Genomic DNA, 20,777 nt, shown 5'->3' with positions numbered 1-20,777 from the left:
GGGAGCAGAATGGAGAGCAGTTTAAAAACTGAGTCACACACGGTACAGTCTGGTTTTTATAGCCCTCCCCATGGTCAGAGCGCGGACCGTCTGATCGCCATGGAGTATATCAATACGATCGGGAAACGCTTTGTCGCCGCCTTCGATCGCTTTCATGTCCATCGAGCTTTATTAGCAGCGCTTCAAGAACTCTACAGCTTTTCAGCCTGTTGTATCCTACTTAAAGGCGACCCCTTCGACCTCTTCATCATTCCGTGTTATCCCTTAAATGGACTGTTTTTAGAATCTATGATTCAGCGCATCGCTGGCGCTGCCAACGCACTTGACTTCCCCGCTGTAACCCCCGAACAACTTGCCCGCTCAGCTTACTTCGATGCCCCGGATATCCTGACACAGAACCGCGCCTCAGGGACGATCGCCAGCACGACAATCGGCTCTTGCGTGAGTATCCCTTTGACGGTTGAAGATCGGATCATCGGCATCCTGAGCCTGTTCGATGAGAAACATGGGACCTTCGATACCGATGCGCTCAAGCTTACGACGATGATCGCCGATTATGCGGCGGTCGCACTGGATAATGTCCGCTTACGTGAGCGTGAAAATGCTCTCTGGCGCGAAGCAGAGCTCGAACGTATGCGTCTGGAGCTCATCATTGGAAGCATGGCCGAGGGCTTGCTGATCACCGACGCCAAAGGAGCGATCACATCCCTGAACAAATCAGCCGAAAAGCTCCTGGCCCAGGCCCAGACAAGCTTCATCCCCGGTGTTCCTTTGCAAACACTAGCAGAAACCAGCCAGGTCCCCTGGCTGCCTTCACTCGTAAAGATTATTCATCAGGCGCTGAATGGCCAGACAGTCAAGAGTCAGGAGCTGGTCGCCGGCAAAGAAGATGAACGCGTGCCTTTGACGTTGAGTATCAGCGCAGCTCCTCTACGTGAGGGTAACGAATTTACGCATCATCCGATCGGTGTGGTCGCGGTGCTCAATGATATCACTTCAAGCAAACAAGTAGAACGTCTCAAAGATGACTTTGTCTCGGTCGTTTCACATGAGTTACGCACTCCATTGACTGCTATCAAGGGATATACACAACATCTGGTACGACGCATCGAGCGACGCTCGCGTAAGATACGCGAAACGACAAATACACCGTTGTCAGAGATACCAGAAACAAGTGATCTGCATAGCCTGGCAATTATTCAGAGTCAGACAGAACATCTGGAACGCCTGGTAAGCGACCTGTTAGATCTCTCACAGGTACAATGGGGCAAGATCGAGCTCCATTATGATACTTTCCAGATGTCCGATCTGCTTAACGATATGGTGCGCTCTGTACAAGCCAGCGCAGAGCAACATATGCTGACACTCGAGGTACAAACATCTGACACCCCTGTGACAGCAGACCGAGCTCGGCTCGAACAAGTACTTGGCAACATCCTGGATAACGCCATTAAATACTCTCCCCATGGAGGGCAGGTCCATATCCGTTTGCAAGGACAGAACGATGGCATCTACCACGTTAGCGTCAAAGATCAAGGAGTAGGAGTCAATCCAGAACACTTCGAGCACATCTTTGAACGCTTCTATCGCATCCACAACACCGCCAGCCAACATTACGCCGGCATTGGACTCGGACTTTATGTCGCGCGAGCTATCATCTCCAGGCATGGAGGACATATCTGGCTTGAAAACAACCAGGGTACAGGATCAACATTCCACTTTACAGTGCCAGCTGTGCCTCCCTCCAAAAGTATAAAAAAAACTAATACCAACCAGGAGTAACGGCATGCAGAGATCCCCCGAACGTTTGAAAATATTCGGGGGATCTCTAGTAGTATGGAGCCAGTTTTAAAATGTGACAGGAAGACCTGTCAGACCGCGCAAAATTGGATTGAGGGTCCAACCCAGTTTTTCGGGGTCCCCTACCAATTGCAGATTTGGTAGACGGCGCAGCAGTGTCTCAAAGGCGATCTGTCCCTCCAGCCGCGCCAGTGGAGCTCCCAGGCAGATATGAATGCCTTTGCCGAAGGCCAGATGCTTATTGATCTGGCGCGTGAGATCCAGGGTATCGGGATCTGCAAATTGCTGTGGATCAGTATTGGCAGAAATCAGAGAAACGAAAACCTGATCCCCTTTACGAATGAGCTGATTATGCATTACGATATCCTCGTCGGCCCAGCGAAACGTTGAGAGGCTGACCGGAGACGTATAACGTAACAATTCCTCAACAGCCGTTACTATCAAAGATGGATCGCGTCGGAGCAAATTAAGCTGATCAGGATGCTCTAACAGCGTTAATGTTCCATTGCCAATGAGATTGACCGTTGTTTCGTGTCCGGCCACGATCAGCAACCAGATCGTTGAGATGAGCTCATCTTCACTCAGAGCGTCGTCTTGTTCTTTGGTCCGCAACATCTCAGTGATCAGATCGTCGCCTGGTTGGGCACGCTTGCTCGCAAGTAGATCCTTAAGGTACTGCATAAAGGCTGCTTCAGCGTCAGTAGCCGCAGCATCAGTGCGATTGGCTGAGTTGAGGATTGCTTGTGTCCACGTGCGAAACAGATGGCGATCAGCCGATGGAATGCCAAGCATTTCTGAGATGACCGTGATCGGAAGCGGAAAAGCGAAATCGGCGATTAGATCCATCTCTCCTTTAGGTTCGACTGCATCCAGGAGTTCATCGGCAATCTGCTGGATGCGGGGGCGTAATTGCTCGATCATGCGCGGCGTAAAGGCTTTAGAAGCGAGATGACGTAGGCGTGTATGATCTGGAGGATCGCTGGTAAGCATATCTCGACGCCAGGCAAAGCGTTCAGGGAACGCTGGCTGCTTATCAGTCATCTCAGCCGCGCCTGAAGTGGACTGTCCAGCGGGTTGGCGTGCGTATTTATGGATATCCTTGACGAAGCGAGGATCTTTAAGTACAGCAATCACATCATCATAATGAGTAACCAGCCAGCCATCACCTCTCCCAAAAAAGTTAGGTAAGCGGGTCAAGGGTCCCTGTTGGCGTAAGCGGGCATAGAATGCAGATGGATGACGTTTCGTCTCGGGGTTGACCAGGTCATCCCGGGTGATAGAAGCTAGTGATCGTGTCTGTGGCATATCGTTTCACACTCTTTCTTTCTATTTATGTCTATATGCTTGACAAACATGCTTTGCTATGACAAAGTGAACATTCTGAGACACTCTGTTCCATACAAGTGTAAGTCAACAAGCGAGAAGGAACAAGAAGCAATTTATGGGATTTGTCAGTTATAAGACAAAAGGTGAAAAATGACTCAAAAAATTGAGGATTTACGAGTACGGCGCACACGTAAACTGCTCAGAGAAGCTTTAATTAGCTTGATTGAGAAGGAGCAGAGGAGTTTCGATGAAATCACTGTCGGAGAAATAGCCGCACGTGCTATGGTCAGTCGAGCTGCATTTTACCGCTACTATCAGGACAAATACGACATGGTCGAGCAAATATTTGAAGAAACTCTCACAACGATGATGAAAGAATTAGATCAGTGGCGACAGAAAACCATACAAGATATCCCATCATCATCACCGGAGGCTCATTATCGTCAGCGTCTGGCCAATAAGGATTTACCACTCGCTCCCTGGATAAAGGTCTTTGAACATTTTGCCGAATATGAACATCTTTATAAAGCACTTCTGGGAGACAATGGAAGCTCCTGGTTTCGCAAAAAAATGCGTAATTACCTGGCAGACCTATTACTTGAGCGCGCGAAAAATATACCTTCAGGGCAGAATACGACACCTCTGGGTAAGCGGCAAGTGATAGAGGAAGGATTTTTGCCAACGCTCCTGGCTGGACAGCTAATTGATGCCATCAGCTGGTGGCTGGAGCATGACCGCCCTTATCCCCCTAAACAGATTGCTGAGTATTCCCAGCATCTCATTCATGCCAGCCTACTTGAGGCGAACACGTGGGGCTAAAAATTACCTCTACCGCCAGAACTCTAGATTGGCTGGCTACAATGAGAGCAGTTGCAACAGTTCAGATGGGTTGGAGCCAAAACGTGTGCGTACATAAGAGTGGCCAAAGGGAGTAAAATGAATCTGTGACCAATTCGCACGCAGCAATTGCATTGTGCGCAACACACGTGCCTCTCCCCATAGAGGATAGCGTAAGTCTCGCAGTGCATTGATAAGATCAGCGGCACTTGCAAGCAGGACGCCACAGACAATAACTCCAACTTTCGCGAGCGGTTCAGCAGCGTATTTGATGGGGCTGAGAGGAGAAAATAATCCAACCATCAGGACTCCAACAGAGACGCAGGCCGGTCCGATGACATCAAGCCAGATAGAGAGGAGAGAAGGTTCACGCAGAGACATCAGCGTTAAGCCAAAGGGACCGACAGCCCAACCAACGAGAGGTTCATGCCGCCATAACAATACAAGAACATGCGTTAACTCACAGAGGATAATCCAAATGACCAGAAGCATGACTAAACCCAGGACATTTGTAATACGGAGACCACTTAAAAAACCTGGCATGCAAAATCCCTCCACGGCAAGAAGCTGAAGTTTAGAGAACACGTTCTACTGACTCTATTATAAAGCACCAATTCATATTCATGCAATTGTACAGCCAAAATAGATATAATCTCACCCACAATATCGAAATATAATCAGGTAGAAGGCTGAAAAGAAAAAACAGCTGTTTACCATCCATCTTCACCAATCAGAGGCACAAAGACACAACTTCCAAGAGAACGTTCCCATTTCCCCCAGGGAACACGCCGAATCACCCGCAAATCCTGCTGACTCTGATTGCCAATGGGAATGACTAATATACCTCCTGGCGTCAGTTGTGAGACCAGTTGCGTGGGGATATGAGGAGCTGCCGCAGTGACTAAAATACGATCATAAGGAGCATGCTCAGGCCAACCCATAGAGCCATCACCAACGTGCAGAGAGACGTTTTTATAATCAAGTTGCGCCAGCCGTAGCTGCGCCTGTTCAGAGAGCTGGGCGTGACGCTCAATGCTATATACGTGAGAGGTTAGACGTGACAGAATAGCGGTTTGATAGCCCGAACCGGTCCCAATCTCCAGGACGCGCTGCGTGCCTGTGAGTTGAAGCGCTTGTGTCATGACAGCAACCATGAGAGGTTGTGAGATCGTTTGGCCCAACACGAGCGGCAAGGCCTGATTGGCATACGCCATGGAGCGCAGTTGATTATCGATAAATAGTTCACGTGGCACAGCGGTTAGAGCCTGCAAAACACGTGCATCCTTGATACCGTTTTGTGCCAACTGAGCAATCAATTGTTGTCGTTGCAAAGCAAAAGCGTCTGTCATAACAACCAGCGGAAGAACATCTTTCAAGCGGTCAAAACATACAATCTCGATAGCATAATTTTAACAACTTCAACAGGGGGAGGATCGTAATAACAATAAGAGGTGGGTAAATATTCATCAGGAGAAAAGGATGGGCGCTACTGGTTTCGAACCAGTGGCCTCTTCGGTGTGAACGAAGCGCTCTCCCACTGAGCTAAGCGCCCTAACAACTGATGAGAATCACTATATCACTGGCAGATCAAATTGTCAAGCTATGCAACAGACCACAGGTCTCATATAGTTCTCTCTATGCTATACTAGACCGATAAAAACGACGGTGTTTCTGGTACAGCTAGCGCGCTGGATACATCAATCGAGCTGAAGGAGAGTCAAGCCATGGGCTTTTTTCTTGTGACAATATTAGCGATTATCATAGTCTTATTTGTCTTACCCGGTCTTCGCGTCGTACAACAGTACGAGCGAGGAGTTGTCTTTGTACTGGGTCGCTCGCATGGAGCCAAGGGGCCAGGTGTCTTCTGGGTTCCTCCCTTCATATCGCGCATGGTAAAAGTTGATCTGCGTATCGTAACGATGCAAGTTCCACCACAGGAAGTAATCACCCGCGATAACGTCACCATCAAAGTGACAGCCGTCGTTTACTTCCACGTCGTCAATCCCGAGGCATCAGTTATCAACGTCGTCAGATTCATCGACGCCACCATGCAAATCGGGCAGACTACCTTGCGTAACGTGCTCGGACAGTCAGAGCTGGATGAACTGCTCGCCCATCGCGAGACGATCAACCAGAGCCTTCAGACCATCATCGACGAATATACAGAGAGCTGGGGCGTCAAAGTCACAGCCGTCGAGGTCAAAGACATCGAGCTCCCCAGCACCATGCAGCGTGCAATGGCCAAGCAGGCTGAAGCCGAGAGAGAGAAACGCGCCAAGGTGATCCATGCCGAAGGTGAGTTACAGGCATCAACGCAGTTAGCGCAAGCTGCCAACATCATCGGCTCGCAATCGGCCGCCTTGCAGCTCCGCTATCTGCAAACGCTCACGGAGATAGCCGTCGAGAAAAACTCAACGATTGTCTTCCCACTTCCCATGGACATCATCCAACCATTCTTAAAATCGCTCCCGCAAAACGATCAAGAGAATAGTCAGAAGACTCCAGAGAGGCCAGCGGAGCAGCAAGAGGGAAATTCGATTCCCTTGAACGTCTATCCCGATCAGACGAAGCCACTGCCCGCACGTGCGAGAAACGATTAGCACTTACCATACGTTCTAATTGAGAGAGAAGGCAAGCTCTTAATGAAGAGGGCTTGCCGTCATGAAAGGATCTAAACTTATGAAAAAGACTGTTGCCAAATGGGTCGTCAGCCTCATCGTGGTCCCAATTATTATCTCAGTCGTCCAGAAGCGTCTCTTCGAGCAGATCGACAAACACCTGTAACGTCGCCTCCCGTGGCGTCGTACCCCTGGAGGCCGGTAGAAAGCTGTCAAGCGAAGCGATGTCCCAGTGACTCGCACGCGACTGTTGGATCTCGGCGCGCCACGGTGGCCTGCCTGATCGTACGTCGAGTGGGACATCGCACGCGAGCGTACGACGCTACGGTGTCCTCGCTTCGCTTGACACTGGTTATGGGAGCGCACCCCTGGGACATTGTACTCAGGGGGACAGCGCAGCATTTATGATATACTTAAAGGCAAAGTTATCATAAAAAATCTTCAGGAGAGACTTTATGGACGAAAAAAGTAATGTAAACTCTACGACAGAGTCAGATACACCCACTACAGAGCCGGATACTTCATCCGCTCCGGCGTCAGATACTTCTACAGATAAAAAAGCTACGGTGGTCGAGGATGCTGGCTCTTCAACGGAACGGGCCGATCGTGACCATCGACAAGCCTACGGGACAGCTAAGACCGAAAATTTACGCGATTCGGGCCTCTGGCGCGTTCTGCTGCCTGCGGTCGTGATTATCTGTTGCGTCGCGCTCTTTGTTATCCCCCTGGTTATCCTGATACCACTGCTATACAACTCTATTTCAGCCCTCAAAACCGGGCAGGGACAGGAATCACAATTAATCTGGGTCTGGATCACGATGATCGTTGTCGAATTGGGTATCTTCGCTGTGATTGCACGTGGCATCCTAAAAACGTTCTTGACGCAAGCCGGAAATTATCGAGTTGCACGCTAGCAGAGAGAGCAGCCAGCAAGCACAGATTTTCGACAAGCAGCCTGCATACTGACCTGTTTGCATCCACAGCAAGGTGTAAACAGGTCGATCAAACTTCCCCTGAAGTCCTCCTCATCATAAGGCAGAAGTCCCTCCACCAGAGCCAGACATAGCCAGATTCTGCTACTATCAAACGATCTCCAAAATGTGGCATGAAAATGGCTTGACAATTATCCAGTTGCCAAGTAAACTCACTAGCAGTTAGTAGGTGTTTTGTACTATTAGCGGATAAATGGCAATCGCTTCATGAAACAGATTTCGGAGGTACGTCCTATGCAAGATATACAGATACTCGCATTTTATTATGGGCGGGGACATGGGACACAACCGAGCAGCATCATTACAGCATAAGCGACAGGCACATGATGCCAAGCACAGCTGGAGCCAGGATCAGTCCTGGCTTATCTACCAACCTCGCAGATCCCCCACCGCGTCACAATATTCCTCATCTCAACTAAAGCTACTTTTCTCAAAGAGAGAAAGTAGTGCATTGTACGTGATTGTTACACTTTACAAGATTGTTGTATGTAGACAATGGCCAGATCATTATTCTATCAGTAAAGTAGGAAAAACAACACTTGCTTAATCTATTATTTGTGCATGCTAGCTATGGGCGCATTCCCGCCTCCGCAGGGAGGGGGTGATAGCATGAGAGGAAAATTACGCGACAAAAGCTCCATTAACAGACGCGACACATTACGTCGTCCTGATGGAGAACAGCGTCAACCATACAAACGCGATGCACGCGGAACACAATGGATCGGTCAGCAACTAGAGGATGATGACGACGAGTATGATTTTGAGGAAGAGTTAGCACTCGACGAAGATGAGGAGATAGAAAGCGATCCAGTTCCCCAGAAAGAAGCGCAAAAAAAGTAGCGACTTTCACGATCAGAATTCCTCAAATTCTATCCCACGCATACAGCGTTGATGGATGGTTGAGTCTGGCCGCTTGTACGTGCCAGACTCAACCATCCAGATTAATCCCCTTCAATCGACGACATCTCCACCGGAAAGATCTCACGAGCAAGACAGACCAACAACATCTCCTCACGACCCGGAATGACGATGCTGTTCAATGAGTTTGAGGAAGCAATGTCAGTAACGTACCGGGAAGGACATATTCATACTCATCACCAAGCTGTTGCATCACCTCCTGGACCATCGTGGGAGTCATCTGCCAGGCAATTAAGTAGGCATTCAAAAAGAGTGGACGACGACGATACAACAGTGTCGCCAGTTTGATCAATCTGACAGTCTGGGCAACCGTGCTGGTGAAGCCAAGATTATTATAAATGGGTAGCTGCCCAATATGCTTCCAATGAGCCGGTAACCCTGTAAAACCAGATCCATTCAGCATACTCTGGACACCGTAGTCGGCAAGCACCTGTGCAAACTGCTGCTGAACATGACGCTTCGTCAGACGCATCCCATGCCAGCTAAAAGCGGCTAACACAGGAAGTCCGGTCGCATACACAGTATCCACATCCAGGATATTGAGCGAAGTCATCCCCAACGATTGCATCATTGCGCCCATCTGATGTAAAAACGGCTCCAATTGTGCCCGCGGCCAGCGCGAGGGATACATATACCCCATACCACTTGGTCCCGCAATAAACTCATCGTTGGCACTGGCGGTGCGAGCGTAATACGCCGCCATGGCAGGAGCCGCCTGGACCAAAAGTGGCGACAGCGTCCAGCCGATGGGGACCGCGCCTCGTGCGGGATCATGCCAGAGCGAGCGCATACGATACTGGCAATATTGAAGGTTATCTCCATCGCTCATCGTAAACGAGATGTAGACTTTCTCCTGGACAGCAGGCAACTCTAGCTTTTTAAGCGGCCGTGGCAAGGACTGAGCAGCATGAGGTAATGCGGTCCACACCTCAAGATTCAAGGCGTAGTCAGAAGCAAGCACAGTCATCCCAACTTCAGAGGCCAGCGAGACACCGCTTTGCTCATGGATAACCCATCCCATATGCACAGCACCTGCTGAGTAGCTTGCCAGGATCTGTCGCAGCAAAGCTCGCTCAGAGAGTAGATGAGCTGAGAGTTCAGGACGATACTGATGCGAGTCCAGCCAGTAGACAAAAGCTCGTGTGGCCACCAGAAACGAGCGCAGGCCGCAGAACGCCTCGGGATTTAAGCCGGCGATAATTCGCGATGATGACTTGGTTAGCAGGTGCTGCTGCGCCCAGCGATATATTTCCAGGCGATTACGCCATGGATACTTACGTAGGTCGTCGAGCACGGTTAGCTGATAAGTTGCACCAAGATCCTCAGCTTGAGTGGGAGAGACAATCATACAATCCAGCTGTCCCGCCAGCGTAGTAGCCACATTGATGGTATCAGGCAAGTTCGGATTATAAATAATCATCCCCTGAACAACCGAGCGATACGCTAAGAGCATCGCATGTAGAGCAGCTAATCCCGTGGCGGGAGAAATGGTCTGAGGCAGATGGCTAAAAGCTTGCTGTAACCAGAAGAGATCATCAGCGTTTGTCAGCAGATAGATCCGGGGCTGAGGACGATTCACCAACCCGGCAACAATAGTGGCAGTGAGCTGATCCGCACGTGAAGCACCACGCAGATCATAGACCTCCAGCTGAGCGACAGGCTGAAAGGCAGGGATAATTCGTCCAGCGGACCAATCTAGATTGGCAACTTCGCTACGCATACAGGTTCCTCTTTCTTATCCAACAGTCGACGCTACTTCATAAAAAGACATGCTTGACCTTCCCCAAAAAGCAGAGTATGCTTGCATATACAAGCATAAAAAGAGCTGCACCGAGAGCATTCCATCATTAAAAGCCTCCTGTCTTTGTAGATGTTTTCTGAATACTCATAGTCGAGTTCACCCAGAAAGGACGCATGGCATGTCAAAAAAGATGTTTGCACCAGAGTTGTTCCGTCCCCCACTGGATATTCCAGAAGTTCCATACGATCACCTCCTGCGCATAGCTGCCGCCCAGAATCCTGAACAGGTAGCAATCATCTACCATGATCTCTCCCTCACCTACCGAGAAGTGGTCTCAATGGTCAACAGCATTGCCAATGGCTTGCACGACCTGGGACTACGTAAAGGAGATCATCTTAACCTGTTTCTAGCCAATCGGCCAGAATACATTATCACATTTATCGCCGCCGCCACCCTTGGCATCGTTGTCAGCCCGATGAATCCTTCGTACAAAGAGCGCGAAGTCGCCTATCAGCTTGAGAACTCAGAAGCGCAAGCGATTCTCGTACAGCAAGAACTCGTCCCTGTACTTAATCTTGCACTGGCGCAAGGTAAATTCCCTCTACTGAAGCACATCATCGTCACGGGTGAAAGTGCGCCGGAGACATTGCCCAATGCGCTGGCCTTTGGAACGTTGCTACGCCGCTCATCACCGCGCAAACCGCCGCATGTTGAGGTCACAAGTGACGATCTCCTGGCCTTACCGTACTCCTCTGGCACCACCGGACTTCCTAAAGGGACGATGTTAACCCACCGCAATCTTGTCAGCAACAATCTGCAATTCTGCAACTCAATGGGCATCAATCGTACCGATATATCACTCCTCTTCCTTCCTTTTTATCATATCTACGGCGTGATGTTGACAGGAAGCATGCTCGCTTGCGGTGGCACACAGGTCATCATGGAACGCTTCGACCTGCTTCAATCGCTAGAACTGTGTGAAAAGCATCGCGTCACCATGTATTTTGCCGTCCCACCAATCATACTGGGTCTGGCAAATGCCCCCGTCGATCTAAGCAAATTGAACTCGGTGAACTATATCTTTTCCGGAGCCGCGCCCTTATCAATTGATCCCGCACGCAGACTACAAGAAAAGATTCGCGCTACCGTCATCCAGGGATACGGCTTGACGGAAGCCTCTCCCCTGACGCATTCACATGCACGAGATGCGAAGCTGGTACGCATGGGAAGCGTTGGTTTTCCAACTCATAATACGGAACAGAAGATTGTGGATATCGAGACTGGCACACGCGAACTCCCTCCAGGAGAACGGGGCGAGTTATTGATCCGTGGCCCTCAGATCATGCAGGGCTACTGGCATGCTCCCGAGGAGACCGCTCTCGCACTGCGAGATGGCTGGCTCCATACCGGAGATGTAGCTTATGTCGATGATGATGGCTATACCTATGTCGTGGATCGTAAAAAGGAGATGATTAAATATCACGGCTTTGGCGTAGCCCCGGCTGAAATCGAAGCGCTCCTCCTCGAACATCCACACATCATCGAGGCAGCCGTCATCGGCGTGCCCGATGATGAGGCCGGTCAACTGATTAAAGGGATCGTGATCATCAAACCAGGCGTTACGCTGACAACTGAGGATGTACTCTCCTTTGCCAATGGAAAACTCGCTGGTTATAAGCGCATACATTTCATCGAATTTACCGATGCTATTCCCAAAACAGCTTCCGGCAAAATTCTACGCCGCGAACTCCAGGAACGCGAGAAAACACGTCAAAAACAATAAGTAGCGTCGTGCCCTCGGGCACGATGTCCCATTCGACGTACGAGACAACCCGATCTTGGCACGCAACGCTGGCCTGCCTGATCGTACGTCGAATGGCAACAAACCTACCTGATCGCCATGCCGCAAAGAAGATGCACGATTGCCCCAACAGATGCACCTGTCATCATACCCCACTCCTTCTTCCCTGCCGCAATGACGACATCCACGATTTGAATCACTGCAGCAGTAAAGAGAACCCATGCAACCGCTGGCCCACCAGGCCAAAATGGCAGGATTCCGGCTGCAAGCCCGAACGGAATGGAGCGTGCAGCGTACATACGCACATAGAAGATCTCACCACTACTGACAACGTGGCTTGAGCCAGAAAAAGAGGCTGGTCGGAGAAGAGCAATCACTGCCGCCCCCGCTGAAGCGAAGGAAGCCAGAAGATTTAGGGAAAGAAGGAAAATATATAACATTGTGAATACCTTTCTCGGTAGCATAAACGCTTGCGTACGTCGAGTGGGACATCCGTGCGCAAGCGTTTCGTACGTCGAGTGGGACATCGTGCCCGAGGGCACGACGCTACAGGAGGCCGCCGACGAAAAGTCCACGCGACATGATCTCTCCGGCCAGCGTGCAGACGACGACCAGGTAGAGCATGCCTGTTGCCGATTGGAAGGAGCGGTCACGGATTAATTTCCAGGCCAAGGCTCCTAAGATTAAAGGCATCACAAAGCCGACCAGGATACGAATCCAGCTGATCGCACCCGAGCTCAGGGGTGTGACCACGGTTGCATCGGCTGGCTTGACTCCACCAGTAGAGGCTGGAGTAGTCTGGGCAGTAATCACTGGTATACTAGATGTGTTTGTATGGTTGGCATCGGTCGAAGCTGATCCGCCAACAAGAAAAAAGAGCACCTGGGCCACAATGGCTACCAGGACCAGGGTGGTTGAGAATTGTAATGGCCTCCCTGAGAGCGCAGGAGTCACCAGATACCAGTGACCAAGCCACATGGCAGTCAGGACACCACCCAGGGCAAATGCGGCGGCAAAAAAGCCTGCAACGGTGAAAAAGCCACCAAGGGTGCCAGCCGATAACGGTCGATAGATCATCGCCATCACAAATAAGGTAATCAGTCCTGCCACGACGGTTGCCACACCGCTCAAGAGCCGCAGATTGCGAATCGTCTTATTGGGTGGTCGCACTGCTTCTGGCTCCGTCTTCGCCACATCCGAGAGATCCTCAGACATCGCAGTTTCCTCATAAACAACGGCGGCAATCGCATCAGCATCTGATGGAAGATCTTCGCCCTCTGCGCCAACCACTTCATTTGCCGCCTCGGGCACGTTTTGGACACCTGCCGAGCGGTCGATGAGCAGAAAAAAGCTGTATGGAATCAGCAATAGAAAAAAGAGCAGGAGTGGTAACGATTGGTATCCAGTCCAGGCTTTATCGAGCTGGGGATAGGTGTTCAATAGTTCTGGTGTCGAAAAACCTTGCTGGAACCAGTAGGTTAGACCCGCCAGTACAAGATAGATAAGTGCGTACGAGACCAGAAAACCACGCTTCACCTCGTTACGCCAATCTAGAAAAACAAGCACGCTGACTGCGCCAATTGAGACCTCGGCCATGACTATAAAAAGAACTAACGGTAACGTCTGTAGCATGATATCCTTTTATCCTTATGAATGCGATCAATCAGTGTCTGGAGCATGAAATCTTCCAGCACCGTTAAGATTATAACGCTGTTCCATGCTCTCGACAACTGCTAAACGCTTTCACCGATATGCTCGATGACGCCATTTACAGATCCTGGAGCTTGCGCGTGAAATCCTCGCAGAAGGCAGTCACAACCGCAGGAGCAAGCGCATCAGCCTCGTCAACCGCCAGCAACGCGAAAACACGCGGCCCTTTGAGCTCGGCAGGCAGATCAACAGAGCGTGGCACGACATGAATGTGGACATGGTGAAATCCCTCGCCCTCGGCGAAACACATCATGTACTCCTTCTGGATAGAGCTATCGGTGTGCATCACCTGGACAAGCTTATATTCCAGCTCCGCCAGCTCTAAAAATTCCTCTCTGCTCAGCTCATGGAGAGCTTCAATGTGGCGTTTGGGAAGAATAACCAGCCAACCAGGCTGCGTCGTGGGATAGGCATGATCGACGAGCCAATGCTCCGTCTGATAGATATAGGGGCCAGGTGAGATGCGTCGCTCACCACTCAGGCTCAAGCACGTCAGACATTCCATCAATGATCCTCATTTCTGTGACACTATAACTATAGAAGCCGGCATATGAGTATAGCACATGAAACGTCGATAAAATCGGTCCTGCCGACAAATGCATTCAGGCTTATATTGACAGGCACTCGAAATTCATCTAGACTAAGAAGGTATGTCCAGATAAAGAATCTTTCAACGTTTCCAGAGATCAACTATTGAGAGAGAAAGCATGCCAACTTGCCCGAATCCCCGTTGCCAATCTGTCTATACGGCCGGAACGACCCAATGTACCAATCCCCGTTGTCGCTGTTTGCTGCCGGAGGCGATTGTAGCGGGACGCTACCGCGTTGAGACGCTGATCGGTATTGGCGGTATGGGAGCTGTCTACCGGGCCAGCGATACCTTCGAAGGCGAGCAGGTGGCACTGAAAATATTGAGCGTCGCTTCCAGCGCGATGGATCTGGAGACGGCGAGCGAGCGTTTCCGTCGCGAGGCTCGCTATGCGCATCAATTGCGTCATCCCAACATTGTCTCGGTCCTCAACTTCGGACAGGATGGGCCACTCCTCTACATTACGATGCCGTTGATCACAGGAGGGACACTCAAAGCGTTACTCAAGGGAGAACGTCCATTGCCTACCGAGCTGGCACAACGCTATCTCAATGAGCTGGCGCAGGCGATCGACGTGATTCATGCACATCCACAACAGATTATTCATCGTGACCTCAAGCCTTCCAATCTCTTGATCCATCAGGACGACCAGCGCCTGGTTGTAACCGATTTTGGGATCGCTCGCGCCATGCAGCAGGAGAAAGCTTTAACGCAGCAGGGTTGGTCGCTGGGCACAGAGCATTATACCGCTCCCGAGCAGGAACATGGGAAGGCCGAACCGGCCAGCGATATCTATGCGATGGGCGTCGTCTGCTATCAGATGTTCACCGGATTGCTCCCTTTTCAAGCAGTGATCAAAAACCATGCTACCGAACTACCAAGTCCAAGCACATTGAATAGCGCACTCCCCATCGCCATCGATCGCGTCATACTACAAGCGATTGAGATCGATCCTGGGAAGCGCTATCACTCCGGCAAGGAGTTCGCCGATGCGCTGAATATGGCTCTATCCGGACACGATTTCTGGTCCGAGCCTACGATCATCGATGGCGCAATGGCGACGTTAATGGCCAACTCGCAAGAGAATATCCTGGTTCGCATGATCATTCCAGAAAATCCATGTGGACAATGTGGTCACGAAAACCGTCTCGCGTCGCGCTTCTGCCGCTACTGCGGACATAGCCTGAGCGATACATCGCCGCTGGTTCATGATGCCTGTCAGGTTGGCTATCTCAGCGAGAGTGGCAACGCCTCGCAACAGAACGAAGATATGCTCCTGATTGTGCAGGGATTATGCAGCAATCTCGCGCCTCCACCACGTCCATTCGGACTCTTTGCCGTCGCCGACGGCCTACACGTGCGGCCAGGACAACCCGCAAAAAGTCATGAGGCCAGCCGGCTCGTAATTGAGACAATCGCCGATATCTTGCTGCCACTACTGACCACACCGCCAATCACACCATCGCAGCAGAATCATAATACTGCCAGTCGGCCCACGACACCATCAGGTACGCAGCATCGTCCTCAGATCCCGCCCAACGCGCTACTAGAGCAGTGGATACGCGACGCCTCCAGACAGGCTAATCAGGTGATCTATCATTGTAACGCCGACTATGATGCCACAATGGCCAGCACGCTCACACTCGCTCTGCTCTATAAACGCCGGCTCTTTGTCGCCAGTGTCGGAGATAGTCGCGCCTATCACTACAATGCAAAGAAAGAGCTCCACTGCCTCACCAAAGATCACACGCTGGCCGCCAATCTGGTCGAAGCCAATCTGCTACAGCCTCACGAGGTCGCGCAGAGCCCCAAACGCTACGAGCTCTATCGCTATCTGGGACAACACTATACCGTCTCAACCGATCTGCTGCAATGCGATCTGGAGCCCAATGATCTGATCATTCTCTGCACCAACGGACTCTGGCATATGCTCTCTGACGCACAGATCAAAGCGATCCTCGATCAAGAAGATGATCCTCAGAAGCTGTCCTATATGCTGGTAGAAGCCGCGAATAGCGCTGGCGGCCAACGTAACGTCAGCGCCATCGCCATTCGCGTCCAGTAAAGGAAGATAAAGATCAATGAATAGGCAAAGAAAAGAGCAAAATACCAGCAATCAATAACCCAATCCACACCCATTGCGAGAGTGGCAAACGTTCACGATAGACGATAACGCCAGCCAATGCAGGCAGCAACGTATAGGTGGAAGAGAGGGCAGCAATCACGCTTGTAGCACTCCTTCCCGTCCCCAAATCGTACCAGGCCATCCCGATCGTATCGAGCACTCCAATCATAGCAATCACGCCCAACTGCTTCACATTGATCTTATTCGAGACACGTCTTGCCGTGGACGAAGTAAAGATCAGCAAAATAATCACAGAGCAGAGGCGCGACCAGAAAATCGGCTGGAGTGGTCCAAAGTGTTCGGTTGCGACACTGATACCGAAAAACTCCAGCCCAAAGCAGAACATTGAGATAAAACCGAAGAGCAGACCTTTATATTGATAACTATAGATATTGCGCGTATGCATAAATAAATCAACCGGATGTAAAAAATGAACGCGCTTCTTGTTCTGAAGCAAACCGAACAACATGCGAAAGCCCTTCGAACAAGAAAGTATAAGGCTTAAAGCGATGAGAGAGAGTGCCAGATATTGAAGCGGAAAAAGAGTTTCGTGGAAGATAAATAGTGCGAGAAGAGCAGTGACCAATCCATAGGAAGCAGAGATGGGAGAAACGACAGCGATGGGGCCAAGTTCTAAACCTTTATATAGACTCAAATTGGCTCCGGTATTGACAATCCCAAGTAAGACACCGACCATAAGCAAAGATAAAAAGTCTAGTAGGGTAAAACCATTGAGAAAATCCTGGAGAAGATAAAGTAAAAGAATGCCGGCTGAAATAGCTTGTGCTAATACTAAAGATCGAATAACACCAGTATTACGAGAAGTTGAAGCGATTAGTATATCGAGCACACCAAAAGTAAGACTGGCCGTCAGGCCAAACACAATACCAGATAAAATCATTCTGTACGACTGAAACGCTCAGGTAACCTCTACACTGAGAGAAAGAGCCGCTCTCCTTTGCTACAGTTTAATGCGACAACCTAAAAATGCGCACACCTAAATCCTATCTCAAAAGAGAGCAAACGATGTTTCTCTCATACATATAGTGCAGATAACGTCTGAAAAAGAGGTAGATGCGCACTTGTTCTGCTTTTTCCGGACACTCTTACCATATGTTTGGTGACATATCACCAATGCAATACTTAGCTTATGGCACCGCTATTCTTCGTTTGGGAGCATATTCCGTAAGCCGGTTGAACGTGGTATTCTAGGAGATAATGGTTGACTATTTTTCTTGGTCACATCAGTGATAGTTGTTTTGAAGGCATCATTATTATCAGGTTTCTCATCATTTTTTGACAAGACAGTGATCAGGCGATTAACCTCAGGCAGATCATCATACATATCCGCAAAGAGGATCGGAGCCCTTCTTTCAATAATGCCAGTTAATTGGTCAAGCGCACTTATGAGACGCTGAGTACGCTGGAGATCCTGGCCAACACGTGTCCAACGTTCTGCCATCAGATTAACGCTGGCCGCCAGAGGCCAGAGAATGCCGCGTGTAAGAGTGGCACGTGCACGGAAATTTCCATTTGACAGGCTCGCATGCACTCCCTTGATATGATCAATGCCTCGTTCTAATTCAGCATTTTGTTGCGCCATCTGCTCTGATTGAATAGCCATTTGCTTATTTGCCTGCTGCAAACGACTCAAAGCATCCATCTGGCTCCTCAACAACAAAGAATTTTCCCACATGGTAAAGATCTGACGCGCAATAATCAAAAAGACAACGCTCAGCGTGGCAACCACAAGCACGAAACGTATGGCTCGTTGACCGGCATCAAGGCTTAGTACATTGGCAGCCAGAGTCATAAAGAGAGCCAGTACAAGCACATAGGGCAGAAATTGTAAAGGATTGAGCGTATATGTGTCAGCCTGTTCGCCGACGACAACGCTCAGACGCTTCGAAGGAGCTGGCGGATAACGACGTAAATGCGCCGCAATGGCAATCGTTAGCATGCCTACAGGCCAACCAAGATCAATCCACGTCGCTTCAACATACGTGCCGGCATTCTGCTGAATATTAAAAATAAAATCAGATGTAACAAAAAAGCACAACCCAAGGCCAATCGCAAATAAGCTAAGACGCCTTGCCCAGGCTTGAGGAGCATTGGCTTCCTGTCCACGCAGGAGTAAAAAAATAATACAGCTCAAAAGTGCTGTATCACTCAGTGGATAATAGAGACCAAGGAACTTTCCTAAATTAGGTTCGGTTGGTGCTTGAGCCAGATTCCCTAATAAAAGATACCAGGCAATGGCCAGGATGGAGCCCATAGTAATCAAGCAATCCATGATCAGCACGAAGCGCCGTCCTCGCAAGTTCGCCGTTGGCAGTAGCAGTAACCCAACAAAAACGAATAAGGGAAAAAAGCTATAACCGATATCAGCATATGAAGGAAAAGGAGATTTATCAATTGAAATATAGTGACGCCAGATAGCATCACCAATTCCCCATGCAAGCATACCAAGGCCAATGAACCTCCATGCCATGCGCTCATTACTTCCTAATGGCTCAGCCTTAGATCCAAAAACAAACTCTGCTGCATCAGTATGAAAGAGAACGAGGCAACCACCAACAAGCGCTCCAACGACGGGAGCAAATTGTCCAATATGTAAGGCAGTCGTACCACCAAGGTGGAAAGTGACAATAATGACTACTATCAATGAGATTCCAACTACCGTAGTAATAAAGACTTTGGATAGTGTGGACATAATCCCTCCAAATTAAAGCAATATAGACAAAGCTAGCAAAATAAAATAAGATGTGAAAATAAGCCATTCATACAGCACGACTGCCTCTCTAAAAAGAATGGCGTTAATTAGTTTTGTGGATAGTAATTTTACTACAAATTCTTTATAGCCAAACCATTCCTATTTTATAGCATAAGCCAAGGTCCTTTGGCAAAATAGTATGATAGCAAAAAATGGCTATTCAGAGGAAAGAGTTCTTTGGCGCAGCTCAAAGCGATCCTCGATTAATGAGATGGCCTCAGAAGCTGGCCTATATGCTGGTAGAAGCCGCGAATAGCGCTGGCGCTGACGTTACGTTGGCTGCCAGCGCTATTCGCGGCCAATAAGAGATTTTTCAGTACCGCCTGACTAAAAAGTGACAGGCAATGACGTAAGACCGCGCAAGATAGGCGTGCGCGTCCAGGTCAACTGATCAGGATCGATTGCCAGACTGATAGCGGGTAAGCGACGCAGCAATGTCTCAAAGGCAATCTGTCCCTCAAGGCGTGCTAACGGGGCTCCCAGACAAAAGTGAATCCCTTTTCCGAAGGCGAGGTGTTGATTTTCCTGACGCGTGATGTCCAGCACCTCTGGATCAGTAAAATGCTGCGCGTCAGTATTGGCGGCGATTAAGGAGACAAACATCATGTCACCTTTTTTGATCAGCTGATCGTGTATGATGATATCCTCGCTCGCCCAACGCGGCGAGGCCAGACTTACCGGTGCAGTATAGCGCAGCAATTCTTCAATCGCGGACGCGACCAAAGATGGATCTTTTTGCAGCAGGTGCAGCTGCTCAGGATGTTCCAGAAGCGCCAGCATGCCGTTGCCGATCAAATTGACAGTCGTCTCATGACCAGCAACGATCAACAAGAAAATGGTTGATGTGAGCTCCCGCTCGCTCAGCCGATCGCCGTCCTCCTCGGCACGCACCAATCCACTTGTCACATCATTGCCGGGATGCTTGCGCTTCTCCGCCAATAACGTTTGAATGTAGCGCGGAAAGGCTTTGACGGTATCTGAATCAGGATGATCAAGCATCGTTAACAGCGCCTGCGTCCAGACACGAAATTGTGGACGGTCCTCGACAGGTATGCCCAGCAGTTCCGAGATGACTGTAATGGGCAGCGGAAAGGCAAAATCGTTGATCAGATCCATCTTTCCCTTATCCTGGATAGCATCTAACAGGTCATCGGTGATCTGCTGGATACGCGGACGCAGTTGCTCGATCATGCGCGGCGAAAACGCTTTTGAGACGAGACTGCGTAGCCGACCATGATCGGGCGGATCAACCATCAGCATATCGCGCCTCCATTGAAAAAGATCTCCGTCCACTGACGAACCACCTAAGACAATTGGCTTTCCACCAGTCAGAGCCGGAACCTTCAATGGGTCTTTGATAAAACGTGGATCTTTGAGGATCGCCAGTACGTCATCATAACCGGTCACGATCCAGGCAGGCCCGGCACCATTAAAGTCTGCCAGATAGCCAAAGGGACCTTGCTCACGCATATGCGCATAATATGTAGCCGGGTCGCGCTTAACTTCTTGCGAGATTAAATCTTTGAGGGTAATCTGTACCATTGTGT

18 protein-coding genes and 1 tRNA gene are annotated in these 20,777 nt (G+C 49.8%); 8 read left to right on the top strand and 11 right to left on the bottom strand.

Annotated elements, in window-relative coordinates; genetic code table 11:
• The first annotated feature begins 9 nt into the window (after positions 1 to 9).
• Positions 10 to 1,782 carry an ATP-binding protein gene (locus AC27N8_RS29500; protein WP_487072211.1) on the top strand — a complete coding sequence of 591 codons (1,773 nt, stop codon included), beginning with the start codon at positions 10 to 12 and terminating at the stop codon, positions 1,780 to 1,782.
• A gap of 66 nt (positions 1,783 to 1,848) precedes the next feature.
• On the opposite strand, the gene AC27N8_RS29495 is transcribed toward AC27N8_RS29500, so the two are convergent.
• Complete coding sequence (locus tag AC27N8_RS29495) at positions 1,849 to 3,105, bottom strand: cytochrome P450 family protein (RefSeq protein WP_487072209.1); 1,257 nt, start codon at positions 3,103 to 3,105, stop codon at positions 1,849 to 1,851.
• Positions 3,106 to 3,276: 171 nt separating this feature from the next.
• Between AC27N8_RS29495 and AC27N8_RS29490 the strand changes: the two genes are divergently transcribed.
• Complete coding sequence (locus tag AC27N8_RS29490; RefSeq protein WP_487072207.1) at positions 3,277 to 3,945, top strand: TetR/AcrR family transcriptional regulator; 669 nt, start codon at positions 3,277 to 3,279, stop codon at positions 3,943 to 3,945.
• Between the two features lie 36 nt (positions 3,946 to 3,981).
• On the opposite strand, the gene AC27N8_RS29485 is transcribed toward AC27N8_RS29490, so the two are convergent.
• The 3 genes from AC27N8_RS29485 to AC27N8_RS29475 form a co-directional block, all read right to left on the bottom strand.
• Entirely contained in the window at positions 3,982 to 4,506 is a 525-nt protein-coding gene (locus AC27N8_RS29485) for a hypothetical protein (RefSeq protein ID WP_487072205.1), read from the bottom strand.
• Between the two features lie 167 nt (positions 4,507 to 4,673).
• A complete protein-coding gene (locus tag AC27N8_RS29480) occupies positions 4,674 to 5,312 on the bottom strand; it encodes a protein-L-isoaspartate(D-aspartate) O-methyltransferase (protein WP_487072203.1) in 639 nt (212 codons plus the stop codon).
• A gap of 131 nt (positions 5,313 to 5,443) precedes the next feature.
• Positions 5,444 to 5,515: transfer RNA gene (locus AC27N8_RS29475), tRNA-Val, on the bottom strand.
• A 172-nt stretch (positions 5,516 to 5,687) separates the two neighbouring features.
• Between AC27N8_RS29475 and AC27N8_RS29470 the strand changes: the two genes are divergently transcribed.
• From AC27N8_RS29470 to AC27N8_RS29460, 3 genes are all read left to right on the top strand, one after another.
• The gene (locus AC27N8_RS29470) at positions 5,688 to 6,563 is read left to right on the top strand and encodes a slipin family protein (RefSeq protein WP_487072201.1); all 876 of its coding nucleotides are present in this window, start codon (positions 5,688 to 5,690) and stop codon (positions 6,561 to 6,563) included.
• A 473-nt stretch (positions 6,564 to 7,036) separates the two neighbouring features.
• On the top strand, positions 7,037 to 7,495 hold the full coding sequence (locus AC27N8_RS29465) for a hypothetical protein (RefSeq protein WP_487072199.1): 459 nt from the start codon (positions 7,037 to 7,039) through the stop codon (positions 7,493 to 7,495).
• A gap of 687 nt (positions 7,496 to 8,182) precedes the next feature.
• Positions 8,183 to 8,413 (top strand): hypothetical protein, encoded by a 231-nt coding sequence (locus AC27N8_RS29460; RefSeq protein WP_487072197.1) that lies wholly within the window; start codon positions 8,183 to 8,185, stop codon positions 8,411 to 8,413.
• Between the two features lie 196 nt (positions 8,414 to 8,609).
• Here the strand turns inward: AC27N8_RS29460 and AC27N8_RS29455 are convergent, their stop codons facing one another.
• Positions 8,610 to 10,211 (bottom strand): GxGYxYP domain-containing protein, encoded by a 1,602-nt coding sequence (locus AC27N8_RS29455; RefSeq protein ID WP_487072195.1) that lies wholly within the window; start codon positions 10,209 to 10,211, stop codon positions 8,610 to 8,612.
• Between the two features lie 199 nt (positions 10,212 to 10,410).
• Between AC27N8_RS29455 and AC27N8_RS29450 the strand changes: the two genes are divergently transcribed.
• Positions 10,411 to 12,015 carry a class I adenylate-forming enzyme family protein gene (locus tag AC27N8_RS29450; protein WP_487072193.1) on the top strand — a complete coding sequence of 535 codons (1,605 nt, stop codon included), beginning with the start codon at positions 10,411 to 10,413 and terminating at the stop codon, positions 12,013 to 12,015.
• A gap of 104 nt (positions 12,016 to 12,119) precedes the next feature.
• On the opposite strand, the gene AC27N8_RS29445 is transcribed toward AC27N8_RS29450, so the two are convergent.
• From AC27N8_RS29445 to AC27N8_RS29435, 3 genes are all read right to left on the bottom strand, one after another.
• Positions 12,120 to 12,473 (bottom strand): hypothetical protein, encoded by a 354-nt coding sequence (locus AC27N8_RS29445; protein ID WP_487072191.1) that lies wholly within the window; start codon positions 12,471 to 12,473, stop codon positions 12,120 to 12,122.
• 106 nt (positions 12,474 to 12,579) lie between these two features.
• Complete coding sequence (locus tag AC27N8_RS29440) at positions 12,580 to 13,665, bottom strand: DmsC/YnfH family molybdoenzyme membrane anchor subunit (RefSeq protein ID WP_487072189.1); 1,086 nt, start codon at positions 13,663 to 13,665, stop codon at positions 12,580 to 12,582.
• 136 nt (positions 13,666 to 13,801) lie between these two features.
• Positions 13,802 to 14,248, bottom strand: coding sequence for an HIT family protein (locus AC27N8_RS29435; RefSeq protein ID WP_487072187.1), 447 nt, complete (start codon positions 14,246 to 14,248; stop codon positions 13,802 to 13,804).
• Positions 14,249 to 14,450: 202 nt separating this feature from the next.
• On the opposite strand from AC27N8_RS29435, the gene AC27N8_RS29430 reads away from it, so the two are divergent.
• Positions 14,451 to 16,397 carry a protein kinase domain-containing protein gene (locus AC27N8_RS29430; RefSeq protein WP_487072185.1) on the top strand — a complete coding sequence of 649 codons (1,947 nt, stop codon included), beginning with the start codon at positions 14,451 to 14,453 and terminating at the stop codon, positions 16,395 to 16,397.
• 13 nt (positions 16,398 to 16,410) lie between these two features.
• On the opposite strand, the gene AC27N8_RS29425 is transcribed toward AC27N8_RS29430, so the two are convergent.
• On the bottom strand, positions 16,411 to 17,358 hold the full coding sequence (locus AC27N8_RS29425; protein ID WP_487072183.1) for an EamA family transporter: 948 nt from the start codon (positions 17,356 to 17,358) through the stop codon (positions 16,411 to 16,413).
• 258 nt (positions 17,359 to 17,616) lie between these two features.
• Entirely contained in the window at positions 17,617 to 19,170 is a 1,554-nt protein-coding gene (locus AC27N8_RS29420) for a hypothetical protein (protein ID WP_487072181.1), read from the bottom strand.
• Between the two features lie 212 nt (positions 19,171 to 19,382).
• Here AC27N8_RS29420 and AC27N8_RS29415 point away from each other — a divergent pair, with 212 nt between their 5' ends.
• On the top strand, positions 19,383 to 19,535 hold the full coding sequence (locus tag AC27N8_RS29415; protein ID WP_487072179.1) for a hypothetical protein: 153 nt from the start codon (positions 19,383 to 19,385) through the stop codon (positions 19,533 to 19,535).
• A 22-nt stretch (positions 19,536 to 19,557) separates the two neighbouring features.
• Here the strand turns inward: AC27N8_RS29415 and AC27N8_RS29410 are convergent, their stop codons facing one another.
• Positions 19,558 to 20,772 (bottom strand): cytochrome P450 family protein, encoded by a 1,215-nt coding sequence (locus tag AC27N8_RS29410; protein ID WP_487072177.1) that lies wholly within the window; start codon positions 20,770 to 20,772, stop codon positions 19,558 to 19,560.
• Positions 20,773 to 20,777 lie beyond the last annotated feature (5 nt).

This window comes from Dictyobacter sp. Z7_2 (assembly GCF_057551105.1).
Note: the sequence above shows the minus strand (reverse complement) of the source record. Positions and strands in the feature narration are given on the sequence as shown.

Bases quoted from the DNA above. Each gene is read 5' to 3' on its own strand.
- AC27N8_RS29500 (WP_487072211.1), top strand. From the start codon at position 10: ATGGAGAGCAGTTTAAAAACTGAGTCACACACGGTACAGTCTGGTTTT.
- AC27N8_RS29495 (WP_487072209.1), bottom strand. From the start codon at position 3,105: ATGCCACAGACACGATCACTAGCTTCTATCACCCGGGATGACCTGGTC.
- AC27N8_RS29490 (WP_487072207.1), top strand. From the start codon at position 3,277: ATGACTCAAAAAATTGAGGATTTACGAGTACGGCGCACACGTAAACTG.
- AC27N8_RS29485 (WP_487072205.1), bottom strand. From the start codon at position 4,506: ATGCCAGGTTTTTTAAGTGGTCTCCGTATTACAAATGTCCTGGGTTTA.
- AC27N8_RS29480 (WP_487072203.1), bottom strand. From the start codon at position 5,312: ATGACAGACGCTTTTGCTTTGCAACGACAACAATTGATTGCTCAGTTG.
- AC27N8_RS29470 (WP_487072201.1), top strand. From the start codon at position 5,688: ATGGGCTTTTTTCTTGTGACAATATTAGCGATTATCATAGTCTTATTT.
- AC27N8_RS29465 (WP_487072199.1), top strand. From the start codon at position 7,037: ATGGACGAAAAAAGTAATGTAAACTCTACGACAGAGTCAGATACACCC.
- AC27N8_RS29460 (WP_487072197.1), top strand. From the start codon at position 8,183: ATGAGAGGAAAATTACGCGACAAAAGCTCCATTAACAGACGCGACACA.
- AC27N8_RS29455 (WP_487072195.1), bottom strand. From the start codon at position 10,211: ATGCGTAGCGAAGTTGCCAATCTAGATTGGTCCGCTGGACGAATTATC.
- AC27N8_RS29450 (WP_487072193.1), top strand. From the start codon at position 10,411: ATGTCAAAAAAGATGTTTGCACCAGAGTTGTTCCGTCCCCCACTGGAT.
- AC27N8_RS29445 (WP_487072191.1), bottom strand. From the start codon at position 12,473: ATGTTATATATTTTCCTTCTTTCCCTAAATCTTCTGGCTTCCTTCGCT.
- AC27N8_RS29440 (WP_487072189.1), bottom strand. From the start codon at position 13,665: ATGCTACAGACGTTACCGTTAGTTCTTTTTATAGTCATGGCCGAGGTC.
- AC27N8_RS29435 (WP_487072187.1), bottom strand. From the start codon at position 14,248: ATGGAATGTCTGACGTGCTTGAGCCTGAGTGGTGAGCGACGCATCTCA.
- AC27N8_RS29430 (WP_487072185.1), top strand. From the start codon at position 14,451: ATGCCAACTTGCCCGAATCCCCGTTGCCAATCTGTCTATACGGCCGGA.
- AC27N8_RS29425 (WP_487072183.1), bottom strand. From the start codon at position 17,358: ATGATTTTATCTGGTATTGTGTTTGGCCTGACGGCCAGTCTTACTTTT.
- AC27N8_RS29420 (WP_487072181.1), bottom strand. From the start codon at position 19,170: ATGTCCACACTATCCAAAGTCTTTATTACTACGGTAGTTGGAATCTCA.
- AC27N8_RS29415 (WP_487072179.1), top strand. From the start codon at position 19,383: ATGGCTATTCAGAGGAAAGAGTTCTTTGGCGCAGCTCAAAGCGATCCT.
- AC27N8_RS29410 (WP_487072177.1), bottom strand. From the start codon at position 20,772: ATGGTACAGATTACCCTCAAAGATTTAATCTCGCAAGAAGTTAAGCGC.